This is a genomic window from Mariniphaga sediminis, from assembly GCF_003573545.1.
Classification (GTDB): Bacteria; Bacteroidota; Bacteroidia; order Bacteroidales; family Prolixibacteraceae; genus Mariniphaga; species Mariniphaga sediminis.
Genome location: NZ_QWET01000005.1, coordinates 29,881 through 52,193, shown reverse-complemented (window position 1 = coordinate 52,193; position 22,313 = coordinate 29,881). Strand labels below are relative to the sequence as shown.

Here is a 22,313-nt window from a genome sequence, read left to right as displayed (position 1 = left end):
TTGGTCAGTGTATAACTTCACCTACCGGCCAAACTTTTTATTTGGGGTATCAGAAACGTTAAACGTTAATGTTCCGCCGTCAATAATGTCCTTATGACTTATGTTGCTTTTACTGAATGGCTGTCCATTCAGCTCAACGGTATCGATATAAAAATTTTGATCGCTCAGGCCTTTTACCTCTATTGTAAATTTTTTATTGTGGGGTAGCCGAATGGTAATCTTTTCGAAGATTGGGGTACTCAACTGAAAAACCGGTTCGCCCACCAGTACAGGGTAAAACCCCATGGATGCCAGCACATACCAGCCAGACATGGTTCCTTCGTCGTCATCCATTTCGGGGAAATACCCGGCAGGTTCCGCTTTGTATATCCGTCCCCGGTATGGTTCAGGCCATTTGTCATGTGTGCCGTAATATTGAATCATACTTTTGGTTAAAATTTTATTGGTCCACTTTTGGGTGAGCCAGGGTTTTGTGCCAAAATTGAACATAAAAGGGACATGGATATCCGGCTGGTTCCCATGGTTGTATAAATGATTATCGAAAAAGAATTCCAGCTGTTCCGCATACTTTTCTTTGCTCCCGATCATTTCAATTATACCGTCAACGTCGAATTGTACGTGCCATCTGTATTGCCAAAGAGTTCCTTCGTACAAACCGTCTCCATGCATGATATCTGATTTTTCTGTGATGGGAAGAAATTTTTCCTTCCAGATTTTTTTGTACTCCTGGCTTTTTTGCATGTAGCGCCGGGAATCGTCTGCTTTGCCCGTTAGATCGGCAAATTTTGCAAGCGCCCAGAAATCGTAACTTTGTTCCAGCTTTTGGTCGGGTGAATGGCTCTGAATTGTTTCAATTTCTTCTGCCATTTTTCTGTATGTCTGGTTATCCACCTTAAAATCAATGCCGCGTTGGTATAAGTCCAGCAGTGTGATAATAGTATGTTCTGTACGAACAGTAGGCACCGGTTCATTGTTGCCACTCCAGGGATATTTCCCGTATTTGTACAAATCAATGAGAGAATAGGCCACATCGGATGATATGTCCGGAATTATCAATGAATATAAACTGAATTTGTTTCTGAAATTATCCCACATTGACCAGGAGTCGTAGTGGTCGTAATGGTCAGATTTGTACACCTTCCCGTCGGTTGCTTTAAATTCTTTTAGGTAGTTTTCTGTTTTTACAGGGTTTAAAAAAATATGATACAGGTGTGTGTAAAACAATGTTTTATATTCTTCTTTGCCTTCCACAATTATTCGCGATAATAAATCCTCCCATTGGTTGTACCCGCTTAGCCTCGCCTGTTCAAACGTCGTGTTTTTTGTTACATTTTCCCATTCTGCTTTGGCATGTCCGGTACTTATCGTGGAGGTTGTAACATAGAACAGCGTTTCTTTTTTTGGTTTTGTTTCAAATTCAAAATAGAGTTTGTTCCCTTCCTGTTTGGCCAGGTTTAGTTTTTTATTGCTCCATACGTGGTAATGAACAGTATATTGCCCCCGGTTACAAACGTTTTTTGCTGAAACAGTTACATTAAATTCCTGTGCGCTGATCGGCTCATACGAGGAGCTAACCAGTTCAGCAAAAGAGCTCCCGATATCGACAATAACAAAAGCCTCATCGGTTTCAGGATAGGTGTATTTATGAATTCCTGTTTGATTTGTAGCCGTTAATTCTGCAATAATGTTATTGGAAAACTCAACAGAATAGTAGCATGGCGAAGCTTTCTCTGTTTCCTTCTTTAAAGGGGTACCTTGTATATTCATATTGCCAATACCCGGCAGGAACCTTAAATTTCCGCCTGCACCATTGCATCCTACACCGCCAATCCTGTTATGAGAAAAACCGGTTATTTCTTTTGCGTTAAAGTCATAGCCACTATGGTTTTGCGGGTTGGTATCAGGCCCGAGTTTTACCATTCCAAAAGGGACACACGCTGCCGGATCGAGTTGTCCATTGTCTCCAGCAGTACAAATGAATAAATCAACATAGTCAGCCACCGATTTGCTGAAAGATGCGGAGGCCGAAAGAAGAATTGATAATGTTGCAATTAAGATTTTTCTCATACCCAATTTTTATAAATCAAAAATACTACCTAACTATATCTGAGAGAACATTATTAAAAACAGATGATACTTCTTTGTAAGCATTCGGACAAATCACCTGTAATCTGTTTTGGTATTTATAACCTTATATGAGATGTAGCAGTTTTAAAGTGACCTGACCATTCACCGTGGGCAATTTATAAAAAAAATGACTGAGGGCAATAGAAGAGAATGTGCATAACCCGAATGGTTTCATAAAATATTCTTCACTAAAAACCAATGGGGAATACTGTCAACCCATTTTGATCCCAGAAAAAAGAGTAGGGTATTGTTTGGGGAAGCGGAGAAGAAATGGCCTTCCGGATAAAATACCTGTTTTCTGGTTGGAGCGTTTTAGTAAGAATGTGGAATATTTATCCGGAGATGTTGAAAGCCAGGTGAATATTCATGTTTTGTTTAAATGCGTGAATCAAATTATCAATTATCATTTTTTAAATACTCTGGATATTCCCATTTGAAATTTTCAACATTCCGGTAACTGTGGTTTGGGTACAATACATTAATTGAATCCATTTCGCGGGTAAATTTTTCCAGCTTTTTTCTATCTAAAAACGGGTCATTGGTTTCCTTTCTCCATTGAATCAACGCGTCCTGCATTGTTTTAAGAACATCTTTATAATCCGGATTTTCAGATAGATTTTTAAATTCCCACGGGTCGTTCTTAAGATCATATAACTCCCATTCTGGCGGAGATTTAAAAATTTTATATGCTGACTGAATTTTTGTCTCTGCATTGTCGATTTCATCTTCATTTGCCCCGGTTGCAAAGTCCGGATCTGTATAAGCTGTGTATGCCGGGAAAACATTCCTTCCCACATTTAAATGGTGGATTAGCTTATATTGCTTTCCCCGAATACTTCTTCTCGGGAAATAAAACACAGGGGACTCACCTGCGCCTCCGGAGCCCAAATACTGCCTCCATGACGAAGGTTCAAAGTCCTGATCAAAGAGCTTTAAAAGAGATTTCCCGGGCATTTCTGTCGGTATTTTTCCTCCGGCCAGGTCTAAAACAGTGGGTAAAATATCAATCACAGAAACCAGTTCTTCATTCACAATATTTCCGGATTTGATCCCTTTTTCCCACTGAATAACAAATGGGATTTTCAGGCCTCCTTCATAATTTGTCAATTTTCCCCTGCTAAACTGGGCACCGTGGTCGCTTAAATACAGGATAAATGTATTGGACAAATCTCCCATGCTATCCAGTAACATACCAATTGATTCATCCAACCTGTTCATACAGTTATAATACTTTTCGGTTTCTGCCCTTAACCTCGCCGTATTAACCCCCACAAACGGAAGGGTGTTTTTGATTTTTGACGTATCAACTTTTACGGTGGGCAATCCTTCCACGTCATTCTGAAAAGGGAGGTGGGCATCCGGGAAATTTACCATCAAAAAGTATGGTTCGCCGGAATTATTGTTATCAACAAATTTTTTGGCATGGGCCGCGTAGTCTGCCATGTTGCGTTTCTGAAAATTACTTCCGGGAATTGCCCTGAAATCAAAATTGAATTTTTCTTCCGGGTTTACATGTATCTTTCCGATAATTCCTGTTCTGTACCCGACTTCGTCAAGATATTGGGGCAATACCTTTATTCCGTCAAACAAGGTGTAATTATGGGTGGACCATCCAAACTGACCATTCTGATGTACATAAAGGCCTGTAAAGATGCTGCTTCTGCAAGGGCTGCAAACCGAAGTTGAAACATACGCATTGGTAAACCGTACTCCATTGGCTGCCAGCCCGTCCAAATGGGGGGTAGAAACAATTGTATTTCCGTAGCAGCCTAAATCCTGGCCGTTGTCTTCTGAAACGATAAGAAGAATATTTGGCCTGTCTCCTTTTTTATCTTCATGGCTACAGGAGCCTAACAGTATACAGGTTAATAAACCTGCACAGGTAATTATTTTTGATAAATAAGCCATTTCAGTTTTTCTTACATTTTATCATTCTCGTCAGTAGTAACGGTTTTCACGTTCAGTATAAATTTCCTTGTTTTTTTATTGAATAAAATTCCAAACAGCCACCCCCATATGATATCTGTAATGGCTGTCAACACTTCTGGCATAATAAGCCGTCAGAATATTTCCATCTGGCAATTGTACACTTGCCGGATAACCACCGTCGATAGGATGAAAATCATCCACTACTCTATATTCTTCTCCCCAGGTAACTCCATTGTCCTGGCTTGTTTTTACGGCTACACCATAATTTTCCTTAATACGGTTGCCATAGGTTAAAAGTAATGTGCCGTTATTCAACTTCAAAATATGTCCCGGATGTTGTCTGGGTTCTGTAAGTTGCATATCTAATTCCCAGGAAATGCCATCGTCTTTACTTCGAAATAAATCTATGGCTGCGCCCTCTTTCCATCTCCTTGCTGCTGCAATCCAATTGCCACTTCCAATATAAAAAAAGGCCGTTTCATTGTGCCCTCCGCAAAAGGCTGTTTCTCCTTTTCCATCACTAATAGCTGACATTAATTTCCAGTTTTTGCCATCGTCATCGCTACGAAAAATGGATAAGGCATTTATCACTTTATCTTCTGATTGTGCATATGCCAGTACCCGCAAAGAACCGTCTTTACCTATTGCAATATCTCCGAATGGAATATATTCTGTCATACCCTCTGCAGCGAGAGGAAAACCATTTTTATTAACTTCCCACTTTTGTCCTCCATTATTGGAACGGGATACCCAGGGTCTTAAAACCTCAACCAGCGAGATGGAACCGGAATTCGAATCTTTTTTCAATTCCCATCCCGACGCAATAACAATAAGGTCGCCGTTTTTAGATAATCCGGCTGCTACATTCATTCTGTTAGTGCCGGGAGTGTGCCTTGCCGGGGTACCTCTTTTTTCCCAGAAATGACCGTCTTTGCTGGCCCAGCACTCCACATCACCTTCTCCTCCGCCATGAGATGGCTGATTAAATATGGTTGCTATGATGGTTCCATCATTTAAGACCGTCAGGTTTGGCCATGCACAAACATTATCAATAGCAATAAAGCGATGATAAAGTTTTACCTTATTACCTGAAGAATTATCACTTTTTACAGATGACTTGGGTAATCCCAATGGCAAAAAAGATACTGAAGCGACTGAAGCTGCAGATGTTTTTATAAATTTTCTTCGGCTATTCATTTTATAGGTTATTGGTTTTCATTGATTTATTCCTGCTTTAAAGGAAGCCTGTTGGCAAGATTATTTGCCGATCAACACAATACAAAGAAGATATTTTACCTTCCGTAATTGTGTGCCTTAAATAATCTCACCAGCAGGCTTTCATCCAATTTCTGAATGAAGTTGTTTATTCAATTTCCAAAACAGAACCGGCAATATGTCTTGTTCCGTTTTCAATATTAAAGTAATAAGTTACCAGCACATGTTTCTCATCCAGCATAACCGCCCATGGATATCCGATATCTCCGCTTCCTCCGTCTGTCCGGATGATTATCTCTTCTGCGGTTTCATAGTCGGTACATTCTGCGTTCAAGATGCGGGCCCTTATCCCATATGGTTCATGCCGGTATCCATAAACCAAAAATACCCGGTCATCCGGCAAGCGTAAAGCCTGTAAAGGATGTCCCTGAAATCCCATTTTTTCCCACGGTCCAAACGATTTCCCCCCATCCGTTGAACGTGCAATACACGCCTGATCTTCCAAATAGGCCGTCCGTAAAAAAGCCACCAAATCACCTTTAGGGGTTTCATAAACCGAGGTTTCATTAAAAGCCGCTTTATCGTCTTCAGCCACCGGGCAGGAGTATTCCCATGTTAAACCTTTGTCTTCGGAAATCAGTAAATAGTTGGCCGTTCTTCTAAGAGCCGAAGGATCATTTCCGGCTGCTACCACCCAAAAAATTCTACCGTCTTTTCCTTCCCACAAAGCTCCCCGGTTGTATGCAGGCAATGGATTTCCCAATGCAGAGTATTTTACCTCAGGCGGAATATGTGGCGGGTAAAAGGGGCCATCCCATGAATTGCCGTTATCTGTTGAACGCAAGACATAACCGCCCAGAAAAACAGATCCTTCCCTGTTTTGAAAAACCGGTTGTTTTAAATTCGCAAGCCCTTCCTCGCGAACAAATGCCCAGCCATAACTGGTACAGAGAATGGTGCCGTCTTTTAACTTAAGTAAACAGGGATCCTGCGAACCACCTACCGGATGGGCATAAAGTAACTCAGGCTCCGGCGACCAGGATAAACCATTGTCTCTCGACCGTACATAAACCAGGTAACTGTTGGGGTCGACGTGGCTTGTCCCTTTTTCCTGAAAGATTTTCCGATCCGGGGCCCGGCGGAATGCCACTATTATTTCTCCATCTTCATTTTTTATAACCGAAGGGAAAGAAGAATAGAATTGCGCATCTTCATAAATGATGAGGTCTTTCAGTTTTTTAGCACCCGGATTTTTACCGGTATCTGAAGAGAAACTGCTAAGTGCAAAGAGAATTGCACAACTTACCATTAATACTTTTTTTACCATTGTGAAGATGTTTTTTAGTTAGTATACCCGGGATTCTGTTGAACTAATACTTCCAGGCTTAAAATAGAGTTGGATATGGGCCATAAAAGAAGATGTTCCGGATTGCTTTTGTTTTGCAACTCAGGGAGTATCTCAATTGCCTTTCCAAACCTTATTAAATCCCACCATCTTTTTCCTTCAAACCCTAACTCACGTAATCTTTCCTCTAAAATGGCATAGTCATTTGCCTCTTTGGTTCCCGAAACAAATTCATGCTGAGCAAAGTTGTCACCATAGGCACGTAAACGTATTTCATTTATTTCATCTGAAGGATCCTGATCCAATGCATTTTTAGCTTCTGCTTTTAACAGTAAAATATCGGCATACCGATATAGAATAATATCGTCGAGAAAAGCACGGCTTCCTCCAACTACAGTTCCGGAAAATTTTGTAACGATAGTAGTGTAATAATCTGTAGGATTATTTTGTTCATCTAAACGGTATATCTCAAAAAATGTAGCGTCTTTTCTTTGGTCATCTTCTGTAAAAAGAGACTTGAAATAATCCGTTGGAACAGTAATATTATTACTTCCGCCACCTAATGCACCAATTTTGTCACGCGTGGCTTGATCTATGTTTGAAGGAATGGCGCTCATTATTAGGTACATATCTCTGTATACATTCGAGCCTACCTCATTTTCTTCGAACCGAACAGCCATTAAGATTTCATTATTGCCTTTATTGGCATAGTCAAATATATCTTCATAGGTTGGAAGTAGTTTCACATCAGAATTGTCAATCTCATTCAATGCACTTAGCGCCACCTGTATATCCGCATCACCTCCCTGAGCCCTTTTCCCTGTCCACAAATAGACATCTGCTTTCAGCGCCAATGCTGCGGGTTTTGACCAGAAGCACCTCTTGGCGGGATAATCATTATTCGGGAATAGTTTTATCGCTTCATCGATATCTTTTTTAATTAATGTAAACACCTCTGTTTGAGGCATCCTCTCTTTTTGGGTTGATTCGGCTGTGAATCCCTCTGATGGTTCTGTTCGAATGATTAAATCCCCCCAGGTTTTTGTCATAACAAAATAGGCCCATGCACGCATTGTATATGCCTGAGCTAACATATTGTTTTTATTTTGCTCTGATGAGAATTCAATATCAGGTACGTATTTAATGATCAAGTTGGCTGAGTTTATCAATGTATAAAAACTGTTCCAGCTTGGCCCGGCATCATCAGGATTTAAGGTGTTGTAGTAATATTTGGCCCAGCCTCCTTCTCCTACGGTCCCTAACGTAACCACATCGGCCCTTGCTTCGCCCAAATGGTATAAGTTAAAACCTGCTATGTCCCGTAAATAGGCATACATCCCTACCATGGCTCCCTCTGCATCGTTTTCTGTTTTCCAGAAAGATCCTGCCGTAATTACACTTTTAGGATCTGTGTTAATCAAATCATCACATGAATAATAGAAAAATGTAACGATTAGTAATATTGTTATTTTCTTTATACTTTTCATAATTGTCAGATTTTTACATTAAAAAATAACATTTACACCAAAAATTATATTTCGGGGTACGGGGTATCTGCCATAATCCCGTCCGCCATATTCCGGATTCAGGCCTTTGTATTTGGTAAAGTAATGCAGATTATTTCCGGTGACATTTAATCGCAGGCTTTCGATATTAACAAAATCAATCACTGATTTTGGAATATCATAGCTCAGCGTAATTTCCCTGATGGCTAAAAAATCTCCTTTTTCATAATACTCCTGTCCTGTTCTGGTTGGGAAGATATTGTAAGAAGCTCTGGCGCTTTCCCAGTCATATCGGGGTAAATAGGTATTATCTCCCTGTTCCTCCCATGCATGATCAACCATCTCCTGGGTCAGGTTCATATTCAGTTTCCACTGTCCGTTCATAAAAGCTCTTGCGTAATTGTAGATAGTATGGCCGGTAGTATAATCCATTCGAACATAGAGCATCAGGTTTTTGTAAGAGAAAGTATTACTTAGACCACCTGTCCATTTTGGATGTTCGTTTCCTAAATATACTTTATCCCTGCTGTCAATAATTCCGTTATCGTCTATATCCGCCCAAATGACATCCCCGCCAAGCTTAACGTCTTTAACTCTTGCTATTTCATCATAGGGGGCATTGGCAGCTTCTTCATCGGTAGCATAAATGCCGATTCCTTTGTATTCATAGTAATCTCCTAATCTTCCACCTTCCTGGAGACCTCCAAGCCAGTTATAGTCATTAATGGATGGATCCCATACATAATAACCACCGATTCGGTTGTTTTCAACACCATTTTCAGGCAGTTTCAGGATTTTGTTCGCAACGAGTGCACTGTTAAATCCAAGGTTCCATTGAAAAGAAGAAGACTTTTGAAGGATATCAAAATTTAATTCCAACTCAACCCCTTTGTTTTCCAGACTACCTAAATTTGTCAGGATACTGCCGAATCCGGTGGAGGGAGGTAAAGCATAACTTGTTATCAGGTTATCGGTAACCCTCCGGTATACATCAAACAACAGATTTATCCGGTTATTAAAAAGGCCAATATCAGCTCCTAAATCAATCGTCTTTGACCTTTCCCACTTCAATTCGGTATTGGGGATTACGGTGTTTTGTATTGCTGATAATCCTGCATATTTTTTACCGACACTATAACTTCCCTGCGCAGTGTAGTCGCCTAATCCTGAGATATTCCCATTTACACCATAACTTCCTCTTAACTTAAACCGACTGATTTTTTCAGACATACTTTGCCAGAAGTCTTCATTATGCATATTCCAACCAACGGATATTCCCGGGAAAAATCCCCATTTGTAGTTTTCACCGAGGTTTGAAGCACCATCGTATCTCATGTTGAAAGTAAACAGGTAGGTGTTGTCATAGTTATAATTCAGACGCCCCACAACACCTGCTATAATGTGGTCTGTGATTGAACTGCTTACATTAACTGCTTCTGCCGAGGCATTTAGAGTTGGGATATTGTCGGTTGCTGCATACCTTCCTGTAGCTTCAGCCCTGGATTCTCTCCTGTCGTAATAAGAAAACCCTAGTGTTGCATCAAAATTATGTTTTGATACTGATTTGAAATAGGTAAAAATACCATCAAATTGGGTTTGCCTCCATCTGTAGTTTGTGTAGCCTGCATTACGACTGTCAACCCAGTTATTAGGGCCATTTAGATATGCCGGATTAAAATAGTACGAGTTATTGTAAATATTATACAACGAGAGAGTTGGTTCAAAACTAAGGTTTTGTAATATATTCCATTTTCCTCCTAACGTAAATGTTAAGTTTTCCTGGCTGTTTTCTGACTCCCTAGTTTTTGTAAGGACGTATTCCGGATTTCCTTCACTCAACGCCTGACCGGGAGCGAGTGTCCCATCTTCAAATGTGTATTTTGTGGTTGGAGGCAGGGTCATTGCCCTGGCAAAAATGTTTGAAATGCTGGGGACCTGATGGTCGACTGATTTTACATAACTTGTTTTTCCAAAAAAGCTTAGTTTTTCATTCACTGTTATATCTCCGGTCAAATTCAGTGTGTAACGTTTCATGTCTGTTGTAATGGCAATTCCCTGGTTGTCCAGGTATCCCAGACTTGCACTAAACTTGGCATTTTGTGAACCCCCGTTAACTCCGAAGTGATGGTTATGAGAAACCCCTGTTCTGAATAACACATCCTGCCAATCAGTATCTTTAAAAATTAATGTTTTGGAGGGGTCCAGCGGATCTGGCATGCTTTCCCACCCTTCATTAAGTTTGTGTTCGTTTTCAGGAGATAAATACTGGGTTGTATAGGCCGTATTTTTGGTCAAATCATTGCCGGTGCCAAAACCGGTAGGGTTAGTCAAGCGAAACGATGCATCCGGATAAATTTCATTAACCACCATTGCCCGTCTTCCAAACTTCAGATAATCCCTGGCGTTTGCAAGATCATAAAGTTTCCCCGGTTGTGAAAAAAACAGGTCATAAGAATATGAAACTTCAACCTTTCCGACTTTCCCTTTTTTGGTCGTAACTAAAACCACACCATTTGAACCTCTTGCACCGTAAATAGCTGTGGACGCAGCATCTTTCAGTATTTGAATGGATTCAATATCATCTGAAGGAATGTTATTCATATGTGGCCTGATAACACCATCCACAACATACAGAGGAGAAGCCCCGTTGGGATTATTAATTGAAGTACCTCCCCTTACAATAATCCGGGGTGCCGAACCTGGCTGTCCTGATAAATTCTGTACCCTCACGCCCGGTAATGTTCCCTGCAGGGCCGAGGCGGCATTGGCATAAGGAACATCTCTGAGTACATTTCCATCCATTTTGCTGACAGATGTTGTTATCATTTCCCTCGACATTGTTCCATACCCAACAGCCACTACTTCATCCAGTCCAATTGTTTCTTCTTCCATTACAACGGTTAAAGTTGTTCTGCCTTCCAATGGTATTTCCTGCGTTCTCATTCCTACAAACGAAAACACCAGCGTAGCGTCTTCCGGAATGTTCCCCATTGAATATTCCCCTTCTGCATTGGTTACTGTCCCTTGTGTAGTCCCCTTTACCACCACCGTTACCCCGGGGAGAGGCTGGCCACCAAAGTCGGTTACTTTCCCCGAAACTGTTCGCTGTTGCAGAGTTGTCAAATGCTCTCTTCCTAAAGCAGGAGTTAATACAATGTAGCGGTCTTTAATTAAAAACTCCACCTCATTTTTGTTGAACAGTTGGGTCAAAACATTTTCTACCTTTTCTTCTTCAATGGAGATGTTGACCTTTTCCGTTACATTTATTAACTCGCTGTTAAAAAGAAAATAAAATTCGCTTTGTTTTTCGATAGCAAACAATACCTCTTTAATAGTGGCATCTTTCATTGCCAGACTAATCTTTTTGGTTTGCGCATAGCTGCCGGTCGCAAAAACCTGTAGGGCGCTAAGGAGTAGTATCAAAACCGTATTGCGCATAACAATTAATTTTTTTCGGTGCTGCTGCATAAGCAGAAACACAAGGTTTAAATTTTTTTTCATAGTTTTACCCTGTTTTTAATTTAAAATAAAGTTTTTAGCCCCTTTGGGGGTAATGGAAGGAAGTGTTGTCAGCGCTTCCTTCTTTTTTACATAAGTTTGATTTTCAAGCTTCTTTTTACATAGGCAATTGTTTTTTTGTAATCGTAACTATAGAAGGTGATAATTTTTTAGAATCCTTATCCGGCTTACCGGGAGTATACGTTGTTTTAACACTGGGTGAACTTAGTTCCAGCAACTCCAATACGCGGAACAGCGGTTCATTGTCGAATGTGGTGGTGAACCGGTATTTTTTTATTTCTTCATTCTTTATGATTACCTTCACTCCGTACCATTGCTCCAGAAGCCGGGCAACTTCAGGCATAGGGGTTTCATCAAGGATCAGAATGTTTTGATGCCAGGCAATGTATTTTTTTATGTCGGTATTATCGAGGTTCACGGTTTTTCTTTTTTTGTCAAACTGCAAGAAGTCATTGGGACTTAACTCGGCATATTTCACCTTTTCATCATCGGAAAAACTGAATTTTACCTTTCCTTCCCTTAAAGCTACCTCAACCCTATCTGATTCCGGGTATGCATTCACGTTAAATTGTGTACCAAGCACTTCAACCAAGGCAGTTTCAGTGTTTACCACAAACGGAGATTTTTTATTTTCGGCCACCTCAAGGTAAGCTTCTCCCGACAAAGTGATTTCCCGTTTTTTACGTGTAAAAGGAATTCCGTACTTTACCTTACTTCCGGCATTCAGCCAAAGGTTGGTCCCATCGGGCAGTACAATGTGCGAACGCATGCCGGCAGGACTTGTAATTGATTGCCAGGTAATTTCATTTTGGGCCATTTCGACAGGTGCTTTTTCATTTTTCTGGAAAAAGAGGCTCCAGATGGCGAAGGCTAGTAAGGGTAAAGTCAGGGTGGCTGCAACACGGGTAAGAGTGGTAAAAATGCTGAACACTCTGTTCCCCTGGTTGATTTTGCGGGTTACGGTGTGGTAGGCTTCATCAATATCTATTGAAGTAGTTTGGTCAATAAGCTTTGCAGCTTCCAGTTTTTTATCGAAAGCTGACATTCCTTTTCGGTATTCGATAAACTCTCTGAAATCAGACTCGGTCTTTTTATTTTGGTTTCTGCGATTCATTCAGCGTTTCCTGTTTTTTTCCAAATTTATTGTTGGTTTACTAATAATACAACCGTAGAAACTGAAACACGTATAAAAAAATATTTTTTTTTCGAGTGGCGCGGTTTTCCTGCCCAGCTGCATGGTTCAGTCGGAAGGCTGATATTTTATTTTCATTTATTTGACGTATTTTGTGTTTTAGGGTCAACCAATTCTTTCCGAGGTGGTTGTATATTTTGATCGAATGATTTATTAACACAATACCATTATGGCTGAACAACACACATTTGTTGCATTTCTCAGGGGAATCAATGTAGGTGGCCACCACAAGGTACCCATGGCGCAACTTCGCGGGTGCATGGAGGCCAAAGGATATTGGAATGTTAAAACCCTGCTCAACTCAGGCAACGTAATTTTTGATTGGACTTTTGCTGAGGAGGAACAATCCCTTGCATCCCAACTGGAAATGCTTTTTGAGCAAACATTTGGCTTCCCCATTCCGGTTTTGGTTCGAAAAGCGGAAGATATTTTTACTCTGATTCATTCTTCGCCTTTTGAAGGAATTGAAGTGACAAAAGATACCCGTCTGTACGTGTCTTTTACAAAAGAATTTTTGAAGCAGCCGGTCAGCCTTCCCTGGGTTTCGGATAACGGCGCATACCGCATACTGCAGGAAAATGACGGAATAATCTGCAGTGTACTGGATTTATCGGTAACCAACACCGTTAAAGGAATGGAGACCCTGGAAAAGTTCTACGGCAAAAATATTACAACACGAAATTGGAACACCCTGCTGAAAGTAGCTGATAAAATGAGCTAATACCTCAGGCTGGCAAAAAACAATTGATCGTACTGATAAAACTTTTCCAGGGTGTTTTGTTTAATCAAAATCCTTCGAGTTAAATGATATATCACCATCAGCATTTTTGTCGAACGGCCCCACTCCGGGCGGATTAAAAAGTCCCCAGCGATCAATGATATAATTCCATTGGTCAAATTCTGAAACCCAATCGATAAACAGCAGCCGGTATTCTTCTATTAAATCCCTGACAATGTTGAAATACTCTACTTCCTGAAACCCAAACATTTCAAGAGAATGGTTGGAAACCATCAGGTCGCGGGCAGCTTTCCGGATAATGGCAGCTGCCTCCATGCGCAGATCATATAAATCGCCGCCCTCTGCTCCTGCAACTTTTATGGTTAGCTGCATGGCATCGGATAGCATTTGCCCTTTAATATGTTGAAGGCGGTTGTTGTCTTCCGGGATCAGGTCGCAAATTTTGCTTACCACGTCAAAAATCTCTTCTCCCTTCTTGTAAATAGGCAGTTTTTTCACTCTTTTCCTATCATCTTCGTAGTCCATGTTATGTTTTTTTAGAATGCGTCTTTTTGTCTTCTGTCCTGCAAAGGTATGAAAATTAGGAATAAGAGAGAAGTTTTTGTGTCATCTGGTTTTTGATTAAGTTAGCCAAAGCTTCCCTTCAATATAAAGTATCTGGTGGTCCGGGCGGTCTTCTTTTCTGCAAATTGTATTGCCTGATGTAAAAGAAGGATGTTGTTTAAATGCAACCGGGAATACTCTCTTATCGTGTTGAATTCCTTTCGGGTGGCTTTTGGGGGAAATTTATTACTTTTTAGCAAATGAACAATTGTAATAAATTACGGGGATGAACGTTTCTATTTAGTAAAAAAACAGTTGCCAATAGAGGCATAATTTTTGTTAAACAAGCAAATATTATTCAACTACAATGAAAACTCAAAATCATAAACCATGAGCAAAAAAGTATTGTTAACAATCAGCGTGGCTATTTTGACATTGCTGGTTGCTTTTTTCCTCCTCACACAATCGAAAAGTGAAACCATAAAGATTACGACACAGGTATCCCGCGGCCCATTTGAGATGATTGTATACTCCAGTGGGCAACTTGAGGCACAAAACTCTGAAAATATTGTGGTGCCAAATAATCTGCGCGATCGTGATGTCCGGATTTATGAGATTACAATTACAGACCTTGTTGAGGAAGGAACAGTAGTAGATTCGGGCGATTACGTGGGTACGCTTGACCAGAAAGCAGTGGAAGAAGCGTTAACTACAGCACGTGAAGAGCTGGAGCAGAACTATAACGAGTTTGAAGATGCCAAACTGGATTCAAACCTTACCCTCAGTAACTTTCGCGACCAGATTATCAATGCGAAAGACGATGTGGAAGAAAAGAAAATCATTCTTGACGAATCGGTTTATGAATCACCTTCTGTTATCCGTAAAGCCGAGATGGATTTAGACAAGGCCAAACGGAAATTAGAACAGGAAATTCAGGGATATGAACTTAAGAAACGTCAGGCAGTATCGAAGGTAGAAAGGAAAAAGATTGAAGTCCGGCAGTTGGAGAATCGCGTTAATAAGCTGAGCAATGTTTATGAATCGCTGATTATTACTGCTCCTAAATCGGGCATGGTTATTTACAGCAAAGACCGCTCCCGTGAAAAAATTAAGGTGGGCTCTACGGTGAGTCCCTGGATGCCAAATATTGCTACTCTTCCCGATCTTTCCTCTATGCTTTCAATTACCTTCGTAAACGAAATAGATATTTCGAAGATTAAGGTCGGGCAGAAGGTAGTTCTTGGTATCGATGCCCTTCCGGAAGAAGTACTGGAAGGAGAGGTGGTAACGGTGGCAAATATCGGCCAACCTATGCCGAAGAGTGATGCCAAGGTATTCGAAGTTAAAATCAGGGTTTTTGGTGATGTTAGGGGTTTAAAACCTGCCATGACGACCAGCAACCAGATTCAAACCGGTTATTTTTCCGATACTCTTTTTGTTCCGTCGGAAGCTGTCTTTTCCAACGATTCCATGCAGTTTGTTTATATTGATGAAGGAGGAGCCGTAAAACAGGTGGTGGATTTGGGCGACCAAAATGAAAACCATTTTTTGGTTCGAAAAGGACTGAAAGAGGGTGATGTCGTTTTGTTAACCAAACCGGAAAATGCTGACGATCTTCCCATTGAGGGGATGGATATCTATCGTGAAATACTGGAACGGCGGGCAAAGGAAGAGGAGGAAGCGCGAAAAGCTCAGGAGGAAGACAAAGCCAAACCTTTCAATCTCCAGAAAAAAGCCAGCGGTAATTCAAGCAACGTAATTGTAATCGGATGAGGGCATTAATTCAACGTTACGGACACGATATTGTCACGGGAGTCGAAGCTATTTTTGCCAACAAGGTAAAGTCTTTCTTAACGGCTCTTGGGATCATCTTCGGTGTGGCTGCGGTAATCAGTATGCTGGCTATTGGCAACGGAGCGCAGCAGGAAATTCTCGATCAGATTAAGATGGTTGGGGTGAATAACATTGTCATTTCTCCCGTAATTCATTCAGTGGATGAAAATGAGGGGGCAAATGACGACACGGAGGGGGGAGTCCAAATCAGTACCAAAAAGTTTTCCAAAGGGCTAACTCTGCTTGATGCCACTGCCATTGAAGAAATTATTCCCACTGTGGAGAAAGTGAGCCCGGTTATTTCCTTTAACTATTCGGCAATTCTCGATGGGAAAAGTAAACCGGTAGAGCTGGAGGGCATTACCAATAATTACTTTCATCTTTTTAATATTGCCCTTCAGGGTGGCAAAGAGTTTACTGATGAGCAGATAGAGAAGGCTTTCCCTGTTTGTGTTATTGGAGACAACATTAAAAATGTTTTCTTTAACCAGGAAGATCCGGTCGGAAAATACATTAAATGTGGAGAGGTTTGGCTCCAGGTTGTCGGGGTAGTGGAGCGTCGTGACTTTACTGCGTCGGCTTCCGATGAGTTGGGGATAAGCAGCACCGATAATAAAATTTTTGTGCCGGCAAAAACGCTCATCATGCGGTTCAAAAACAGGGCGCTTGTCCGGGCCGACGAAGTTGAGGAGGCTGCTGCTGCGAGAGGATCCAATGGAAGTAATAAAGATGAAAACCTGAATCAGCTCGACAAGATAATTGTTCAGGTCACTGAAACCGAAGATCTGGCGGCCACCGCTGAAATCATCCGGCGGATGTTGTTGCGCCGGCACAATGACCTCTACGATTTTGAGGTAACCATTCCCGAACTTTTGCTGAAACAGCAACAACGAACCAAAAATATTTTCAATATTGTACTGGGTGTTATTGCCGGCATTTCCCTTCTTGTAGGCGGTATCGGGATTATGAATATTATGCTTGCTTCGGTAATGGAACGTATCCGAGAGATAGGGGTGAGGCAGGCCATCGGCGCCTCACGGACTGATATTATTGTACAGTTTTTGTCTGAATCGACTATCATTAGCGTCACCGGTGGTATTATCGGTATTATACTGGGAGTGGCGCTTTCCAAAATCATTACGGTGATTTTTGATATTCAAACGATTATTTCTGCTTTTTCGGTGGTAATTTCGTTCGGAGTATCAGTAATTGTTGGAGTTACCTTTGGTTATCTTCCCGCAAAAAAAGCTTCAGAGCAGGATCCTGTCAATTCTTTGCGTTATTAATTTAACCTCATCAAAAATGATACGAATAATACTTACAGCATTTATTTTCAGTTTGTTTTTCTCTTCCGTCACCGGTCAGGAGAAAAAATATCTTAGCCTTCAGAAAGTGATTGATTTGGCTTCTGTCCAGTCACTCGACGCTTTCCGGAATGAAAATATGTACTTGTCCAGCTATTGGGAGTTTCGGTATTTTAAGGCTGATCGGCTGCCGAGTTTGACGCTGGAGGCTTCTCCTTTTGATTACAACCGCTCCATGCAAAAGGTATATAATTACGATGAAAACCGCGATGAATATAAATCGCGTGAAGACCTGAGCTCGGCGGCGACATTATTACTAAACCAAAACGTAGGGTTAACGGGCGGCCAGATTTTTGCCCGTTCGGAACTGAACATGACACAAAAATTGGGGGCGGATAAAATTTCGTCCTGGTCTTCCACTCCTTTCAGTATAGGGTATATACAGTCGTTAACAGGTTACAACAGCCTGAAATGGACCGCCAAGATAGAGCCGCTGAAATTTGAAGAGGCTAAAAAGAATTTTATCCAGTCGAGAGAAGAGCTGGCCATTAAGGCTTCACGTCTTTTTTTCGACCTGGTAGATGCCGAGATAGAAGTAAAAATTGCAGAAACCAACCTGGCTAATGCCGATACGTTGTTTAAAATTGGGAAAGGCCGCTACCAGGTTGGCACTGTAACGCAAGACGAATTGCTCAATCTGGAACTGAACTTTATGAATTCGACGCTTGCCCTAACCCAGTCTTCTCTTGCGCTGGAACGGGCGTTGGCCGAGCTGAACTCCTTTTTAGGATTCAGCAAAGAAACCAAGATTGAATGTATTGTTCCCAATGACTTACCTGACTTAAAGGTAAAAGTAGGAGAGGCTGTTGATATGGCACTTGTCAACAATCCGGAAATGCTGAATCAGCAACGCAGGCTTCTTGAAGAAGACCGGAAAGTGAACCAGGCCAAAAGTGAAAACGGGGTAAGCGGGGATTTATTCGCTCTTTATGGACTAAACCAGAATGCCAACGATTTCAATAAGGTTTATCAAAATCCTCTTGACAGACAAAGATTGCGGGTGGGGGTTGATATTCCCATTCTCGACTGGGGAAGACGCAAGGGAAAATTGGCCATGGCAAAGTCTAACCGGGAAGTGGTCCGTATCAGTGTAAACCAGGAGAAGATGGATTTTGAGCAAAATGTGATTATGAATGTCATGGAGTTTAACCTGCAGGGCAACCAGGTGAGAAATGCCGCCAAGGCCGATACCATTGCTCAGCTTGGATACAACGTTACACAGCAGCGTTTTTTGATTGGTAAAGTGGATGTAACCAAGCTCAACCTAGCAAGAAACGACCAGGATCAGGCACGGCGGGCTTACATTCGGGCATTACGATCGTTCTGGGACTATTATTTCACAATCAGAAGGCTGACACTTCATGATTTTGAAAATAATGTGTCGCTTTCGGAGGATTTTGATCGGATTGTAAACGATTATTAAAAAGTCAGTTATGGCCATAAAAAGAAGACAACTTATATGGATTCTCGTTCTTGTAGCAGTGGTTGCAACGGCTATTGGGCTGGCCCTTTCTTCCGGCCCTGATGAAAGATTACATACAGTTTCAAGAGGGAGTTTTGAACTTTCTCTTGAAGTGAAAGGCGAGGTGCAGGGAAAGGATGCCATTGTTATTAGTCTTCCCGACGAGTTGAAGCGCAGGGATCTACGCATCTATCAACTGACAATTAAAGATATGGTAGAAGAGGGGACGCTGGTAAAAGGAGGCGATTGGGTCGCTACGCTCGATGGAGCAGAAGTCACGCAGCTAATGCAAAATAACAGGGAAGACCTTGAAAAACGCAGGGCTGAATTGAATGATGCCAAAATTGACTCTTCCATCCAGCTAACCAAGCTGAGGGAAGAGTTGGGAGAATTTGTTTATGACCTGGAATATAAGAAGCTGGAACTGGAGCAGTCTAAGTACGAATCGCCTGCATACCAGCGCAAAAAGCAGATGGAATACGATAAAACCATCCGGGACATGGAGAAAAAACAGCGTGATTACGAGTTGAAAAGACTGGAATTAAAAATGAAAACCGGGCGGATTGAAGATCGCTACTCCTATAATCATAAAAGAGATTCTCTTTACAAAAGGGCTATTGCTGCTACCCGGGTAACTACGCCCAAAAACGGAATGGTTATGTATGCCAAAATGTGGAATGGAAAGAAGCTCCGTGTTGGCGACGATGTCAACATCTGGATGCCGACCATTGCTACTCTTCCTGACATGTCACAACCGGTTTCTGAGGCATACGTACAGGAAATTGACATTACCAAAGTAGATTTGCACGACAGTGTGGAAGTTACAATTGACGCCCTGCCCGGGGAAACGTTTAAGGGCGTAGTCTCGAGCATTTCAAATGTAGGACAGGATTTGCAGGGTTTTGATATGAAGGTTTTTAAAATTATGATTGACCTGGATGTGCATGGGGAGAAAATAAAACCGGCCATGACTTCCAACAATAAAATTGTTTTGAAACATCTTCCTGATGTGGTAAAAATTCCGAGATCCTGCCTCTTTAAAAATAATGGAGATTCGTATGTTTACTTAATGGAGGCTGGTCAGATTAGAAAAAAAATAGTAACACCTGGCCTGGAGAATGAAGAAGAGGTGGTGATTGAAGATGGCCTTTCTCCTGACGATAGAATACTAACGGTTCCTCCGGAAAATGAGTCTGAAATAGCTTACTGGGAGGAAAATTAAAAAATCAGTTATCATAATTTTTTTCGAAAGTAAAGAATAATAAATGGCTGAAAATATCAGGTTGCGTAAAGCGGTAATACTCCCAATGGGAAATGAGGAAATTTCAAAAGTGAATGGGAAGGCAGTTTGCCGGAGGAGAAAATAAAAGGCGATGAAACCTTGAGTACCCAAATGATACATGAAAAAAAACCGGTCAGCTGATAGTGACCGGTTTTTATGTTTTTTAAATTCCGAGCTTTTCTTTTACTAACCCGGGTATCTCTCCGGGCTCTTTGGCTACCAGTACTCCGGCTTCGTTAAATGCCTTGATTTTTTCTTCAGCAGTTCCTGAACCGCTGGAAATAATCGCGCCGGCATGTCCCATCCTTTTTCCGGGAGGGGCCGATTGTCCTGCGATGAAGGCCACCACCGGCTTGGTCATTTTTTCTTTGATATATTGTGCTGCCTGTTCTTCAGCGTCGCCACCAATTTCACCAATGAGTACAACTGCATCCGTTTCCGGATCGTTTTCATACATTTCCAGCAGGTCGATGAAGTAAAGTCCTGCAACCGGGTCGCCGCCGATACCCACGCATGTCGATTGTCCAAGCCCGCTTGTGGTAAGCATGTTCACCACTTCGTAGGTCAGGGTTCCCGACCGTGAGATAAGTCCGGTATTTCCTTTTTTGAATATTTTACCGGGTAAAATTCCAATCAGGCATTCGTCCGGGGTAATCAGCCCGGGGCAGTTGGCTCCAATCAGTTTGGTTCCGTTCTGTTTCAGCACCGGCATGGCTCTCATCATATCCTGAACCGGGACACCTTCTGTAATACAAACAACCAGTTCTACACCAGCGTAGCTGGCTTCCAGGATAGCGTCGCCAGCAAAAGGGGCCGGTACAAAAATTACCGATGCATTGGCGCCGGTAGCATCAACAGCTTCTTGCACTGTATCAAATACAGGGATTCCGCCTACATCGCTTCCTCCTTTTCCGGGAGAGATTCCTCCTACGATGTTGGTTCCGTAATCATTCATTTTAGAAGTGTGAAACGCTCCGTCGCGCCCCGTAATTCCCTGAACTAAAACTTTGGTTTCTTTATTTATTAATATGCTCATTCCTAAATCACTTTAAACTTTGAACTCCGAACTATTTTTGACTTAATTCGATGGCTTTTTGTGCCGCCTCTTTCATGGTTGAAACATTAGGTAGTCCGTATTCCCTGATAATTTCAAGTCCTTCCTTGGCATTTGTCCCTGAAAGCCGGACAACAATCGGAATTTCAGTCTCGATATTTTTCAGAGCAGCTACCAGGCCACGTGCCACATCGTCACAGCGGGTAATTCCACCAAAGATGTTGATCATTACAGCCTTTACGTTGCTGTCGCTCAGTAGAATGTTCATGGCGTCCACCACCTTTTGTGGGTTGGATGACCCGCCAATATCAAGAAAGTTGGCCGGTTCACCGCCATACAGTTTAATCATGTCCATTGTCGCCATGGCGAGTCCGGCTCCATTTACCATACAGCCGATGTTGCCGTCCAGTTTTATGTAGGAGAGTCCCTTTTCATTGGCGGCAATCTCTTTCTGCTCGTCTTCGGTTGCTTCACGCATGGAAAGTATTTCCGATTGACGATACAGGGCATTGTCGTCGAAGTTCATTTTCCCATCGATGGCGAGTACCTGTTTGTCGGGTGTCAATACCAGCGGATTGATTTCTGCCAGCGAAGAATCCGTTTCCTTATACAATTGGTACAGCTTTACAAAAATGGCTGCGGCCTTGCGCATCTGTTTCGGATCATCAAATAGTTGCAGGGCAACTTCGCGGGCCTGCCAGTCCATCAATCCCATAACCGGATCGATGCTCATTTTAATGATTTTTTCGGGCGATACGCGGGCAACCTCTTCAATCTCCACACCGCCTTCAGCGCTGGCCATCAGTGTTATTGACTTGGTGTTGCGATCGTTGATTAATCCTACATAAAACTCTTTTTCAATATCAACGGCATCGGCCACTAATACTTTTTCCACGGTAAGACCCTTAATGTCCATTCCAAGGATTTGACCTGCCTTCTCTACGGCTTCGGCCTTTGTTTTCGCCAGTTTTACACCTCCGGCTTTTCCTCGTCCCCCAACATGTACCTGGGCCTTTACTACTCTTAACTTTTCATCGTTGGGTACATTTTTTTCAACCTCTTCTACCGAATGGCAAACAACTCCATCCGGGACAGGAATCCCGTACTTCCTGAATAAATTTCGGGCTTGATATTCATGAATCTTCATTTCAATTATTTAGATGTTCTGAAGTGATAAATAATGGGCAAAAGTACCAAATATTTA

Annotated in this window: 15 protein-coding genes; 5 read left to right on the top strand and 10 right to left on the bottom strand. The window is 41.8% G+C overall.

What is annotated here, in order from left to right; genetic code table 11:
* Nucleotides 1–21: 21 nt before the first annotated feature.
* From D1164_RS07815 to D1164_RS07785, 7 genes are all read right to left on the bottom strand, one after another.
* A complete protein-coding gene (locus D1164_RS07815) occupies nucleotides 22–2,067 on the bottom strand; it encodes a glycoside hydrolase domain-containing protein (RefSeq protein WP_119349411.1) in 2,046 nt (681 codons plus the stop codon).
* Nucleotides 2,068–2,523: 456 nt separating this feature from the next.
* Nucleotides 2,524–4,035 (bottom strand): sulfatase family protein, encoded by a 1,512-nt coding sequence (locus D1164_RS07810; protein WP_119349410.1) that lies wholly within the window; start codon nucleotides 4,033–4,035, stop codon nucleotides 2,524–2,526.
* A gap of 75 nt (nucleotides 4,036–4,110) precedes the next feature.
* Nucleotides 4,111–5,253 carry a sialidase family protein gene (locus tag D1164_RS07805; RefSeq protein ID WP_119349409.1) on the bottom strand — a complete coding sequence of 381 codons (1,143 nt, stop codon included), beginning with the start codon at nucleotides 5,251–5,253 and terminating at the stop codon, nucleotides 4,111–4,113.
* Nucleotides 5,254–5,419: 166 nt separating this feature from the next.
* Nucleotides 5,420–6,598 carry a sialidase family protein gene (locus D1164_RS07800; protein ID WP_119349408.1) on the bottom strand — a complete coding sequence of 393 codons (1,179 nt, stop codon included), beginning with the start codon at nucleotides 6,596–6,598 and terminating at the stop codon, nucleotides 5,420–5,422.
* 14 nt (nucleotides 6,599–6,612) lie between these two features.
* Complete coding sequence (locus D1164_RS07795; protein ID WP_119349407.1) at nucleotides 6,613–8,103, bottom strand: RagB/SusD family nutrient uptake outer membrane protein; 1,491 nt, start codon at nucleotides 8,101–8,103, stop codon at nucleotides 6,613–6,615.
* 18 nt (nucleotides 8,104–8,121) lie between these two features.
* A complete protein-coding gene (locus D1164_RS07790; RefSeq protein ID WP_206610955.1) occupies nucleotides 8,122–11,622 on the bottom strand; it encodes a TonB-dependent receptor in 3,501 nt (1,166 codons plus the stop codon).
* A gap of 115 nt (nucleotides 11,623–11,737) precedes the next feature.
* Entirely contained in the window at nucleotides 11,738–12,754 is a 1,017-nt protein-coding gene (locus tag D1164_RS07785) for a FecR family protein (RefSeq protein WP_119349406.1), read from the bottom strand.
* Between the two features lie 247 nt (nucleotides 12,755–13,001).
* Here D1164_RS07785 and D1164_RS07775 point away from each other — a divergent pair, with 247 nt between their 5' ends.
* A complete protein-coding gene (locus D1164_RS07775) occupies nucleotides 13,002–13,553 on the top strand; it encodes a DUF1697 domain-containing protein (protein ID WP_119349404.1) in 552 nt (183 codons plus the stop codon).
* 60 nt (nucleotides 13,554–13,613) lie between these two features.
* On the opposite strand, the gene D1164_RS07770 is transcribed toward D1164_RS07775, so the two are convergent.
* Nucleotides 13,614–14,096 (bottom strand): hypothetical protein, encoded by a 483-nt coding sequence (locus D1164_RS07770; RefSeq protein WP_119349403.1) that lies wholly within the window; start codon nucleotides 14,094–14,096, stop codon nucleotides 13,614–13,616.
* Nucleotides 14,097–14,504: 408 nt separating this feature from the next.
* Here D1164_RS07770 and D1164_RS07765 point away from each other — a divergent pair, with 408 nt between their 5' ends.
* From D1164_RS07765 to D1164_RS07750, 4 genes are read left to right on the top strand one after another with little or no spacing between them, the layout of a single operon-like run.
* Nucleotides 14,505–15,887, top strand: coding sequence for an efflux RND transporter periplasmic adaptor subunit (locus D1164_RS07765; protein WP_119349402.1), 1,383 nt, complete (start codon nucleotides 14,505–14,507; stop codon nucleotides 15,885–15,887).
* Nucleotides 15,884–17,233 (top strand): ABC transporter permease, encoded by a 1,350-nt coding sequence (locus D1164_RS07760; protein ID WP_119349401.1) that lies wholly within the window; start codon nucleotides 15,884–15,886, stop codon nucleotides 17,231–17,233. Before D1164_RS07765 ends, D1164_RS07760 begins: the two co-directional genes overlap by 4 nt.
* 16 nt (nucleotides 17,234–17,249) lie before the next feature.
* Entirely contained in the window at nucleotides 17,250–18,734 is a 1,485-nt protein-coding gene (locus tag D1164_RS07755) for a TolC family protein (protein ID WP_119349400.1), read from the top strand.
* A 10-nt stretch (nucleotides 18,735–18,744) separates the two neighbouring features.
* Nucleotides 18,745–19,995 carry an efflux RND transporter periplasmic adaptor subunit gene (locus D1164_RS07750; protein ID WP_119349399.1) on the top strand — a complete coding sequence of 417 codons (1,251 nt, stop codon included), beginning with the start codon at nucleotides 18,745–18,747 and terminating at the stop codon, nucleotides 19,993–19,995.
* 223 nt (nucleotides 19,996–20,218) lie between these two features.
* On the opposite strand, the gene sucD is transcribed toward D1164_RS07750, so the two are convergent.
* A complete protein-coding gene (gene sucD / locus D1164_RS07745) occupies nucleotides 20,219–21,091 on the bottom strand; it encodes a succinate--CoA ligase subunit alpha (RefSeq protein ID WP_119349398.1) in 873 nt (290 codons plus the stop codon).
* Nucleotides 21,092–21,122: 31 nt separating this feature from the next.
* Nucleotides 21,123–22,256: an ADP-forming succinate--CoA ligase subunit beta gene (sucC, locus tag D1164_RS07740; RefSeq protein ID WP_119349397.1), complete on the bottom strand. Its 1,134-nt coding sequence runs from the start codon at nucleotides 22,254–22,256 to the stop codon at nucleotides 21,123–21,125.
* Nucleotides 22,257–22,313: the final 57 nt, after the last annotated feature.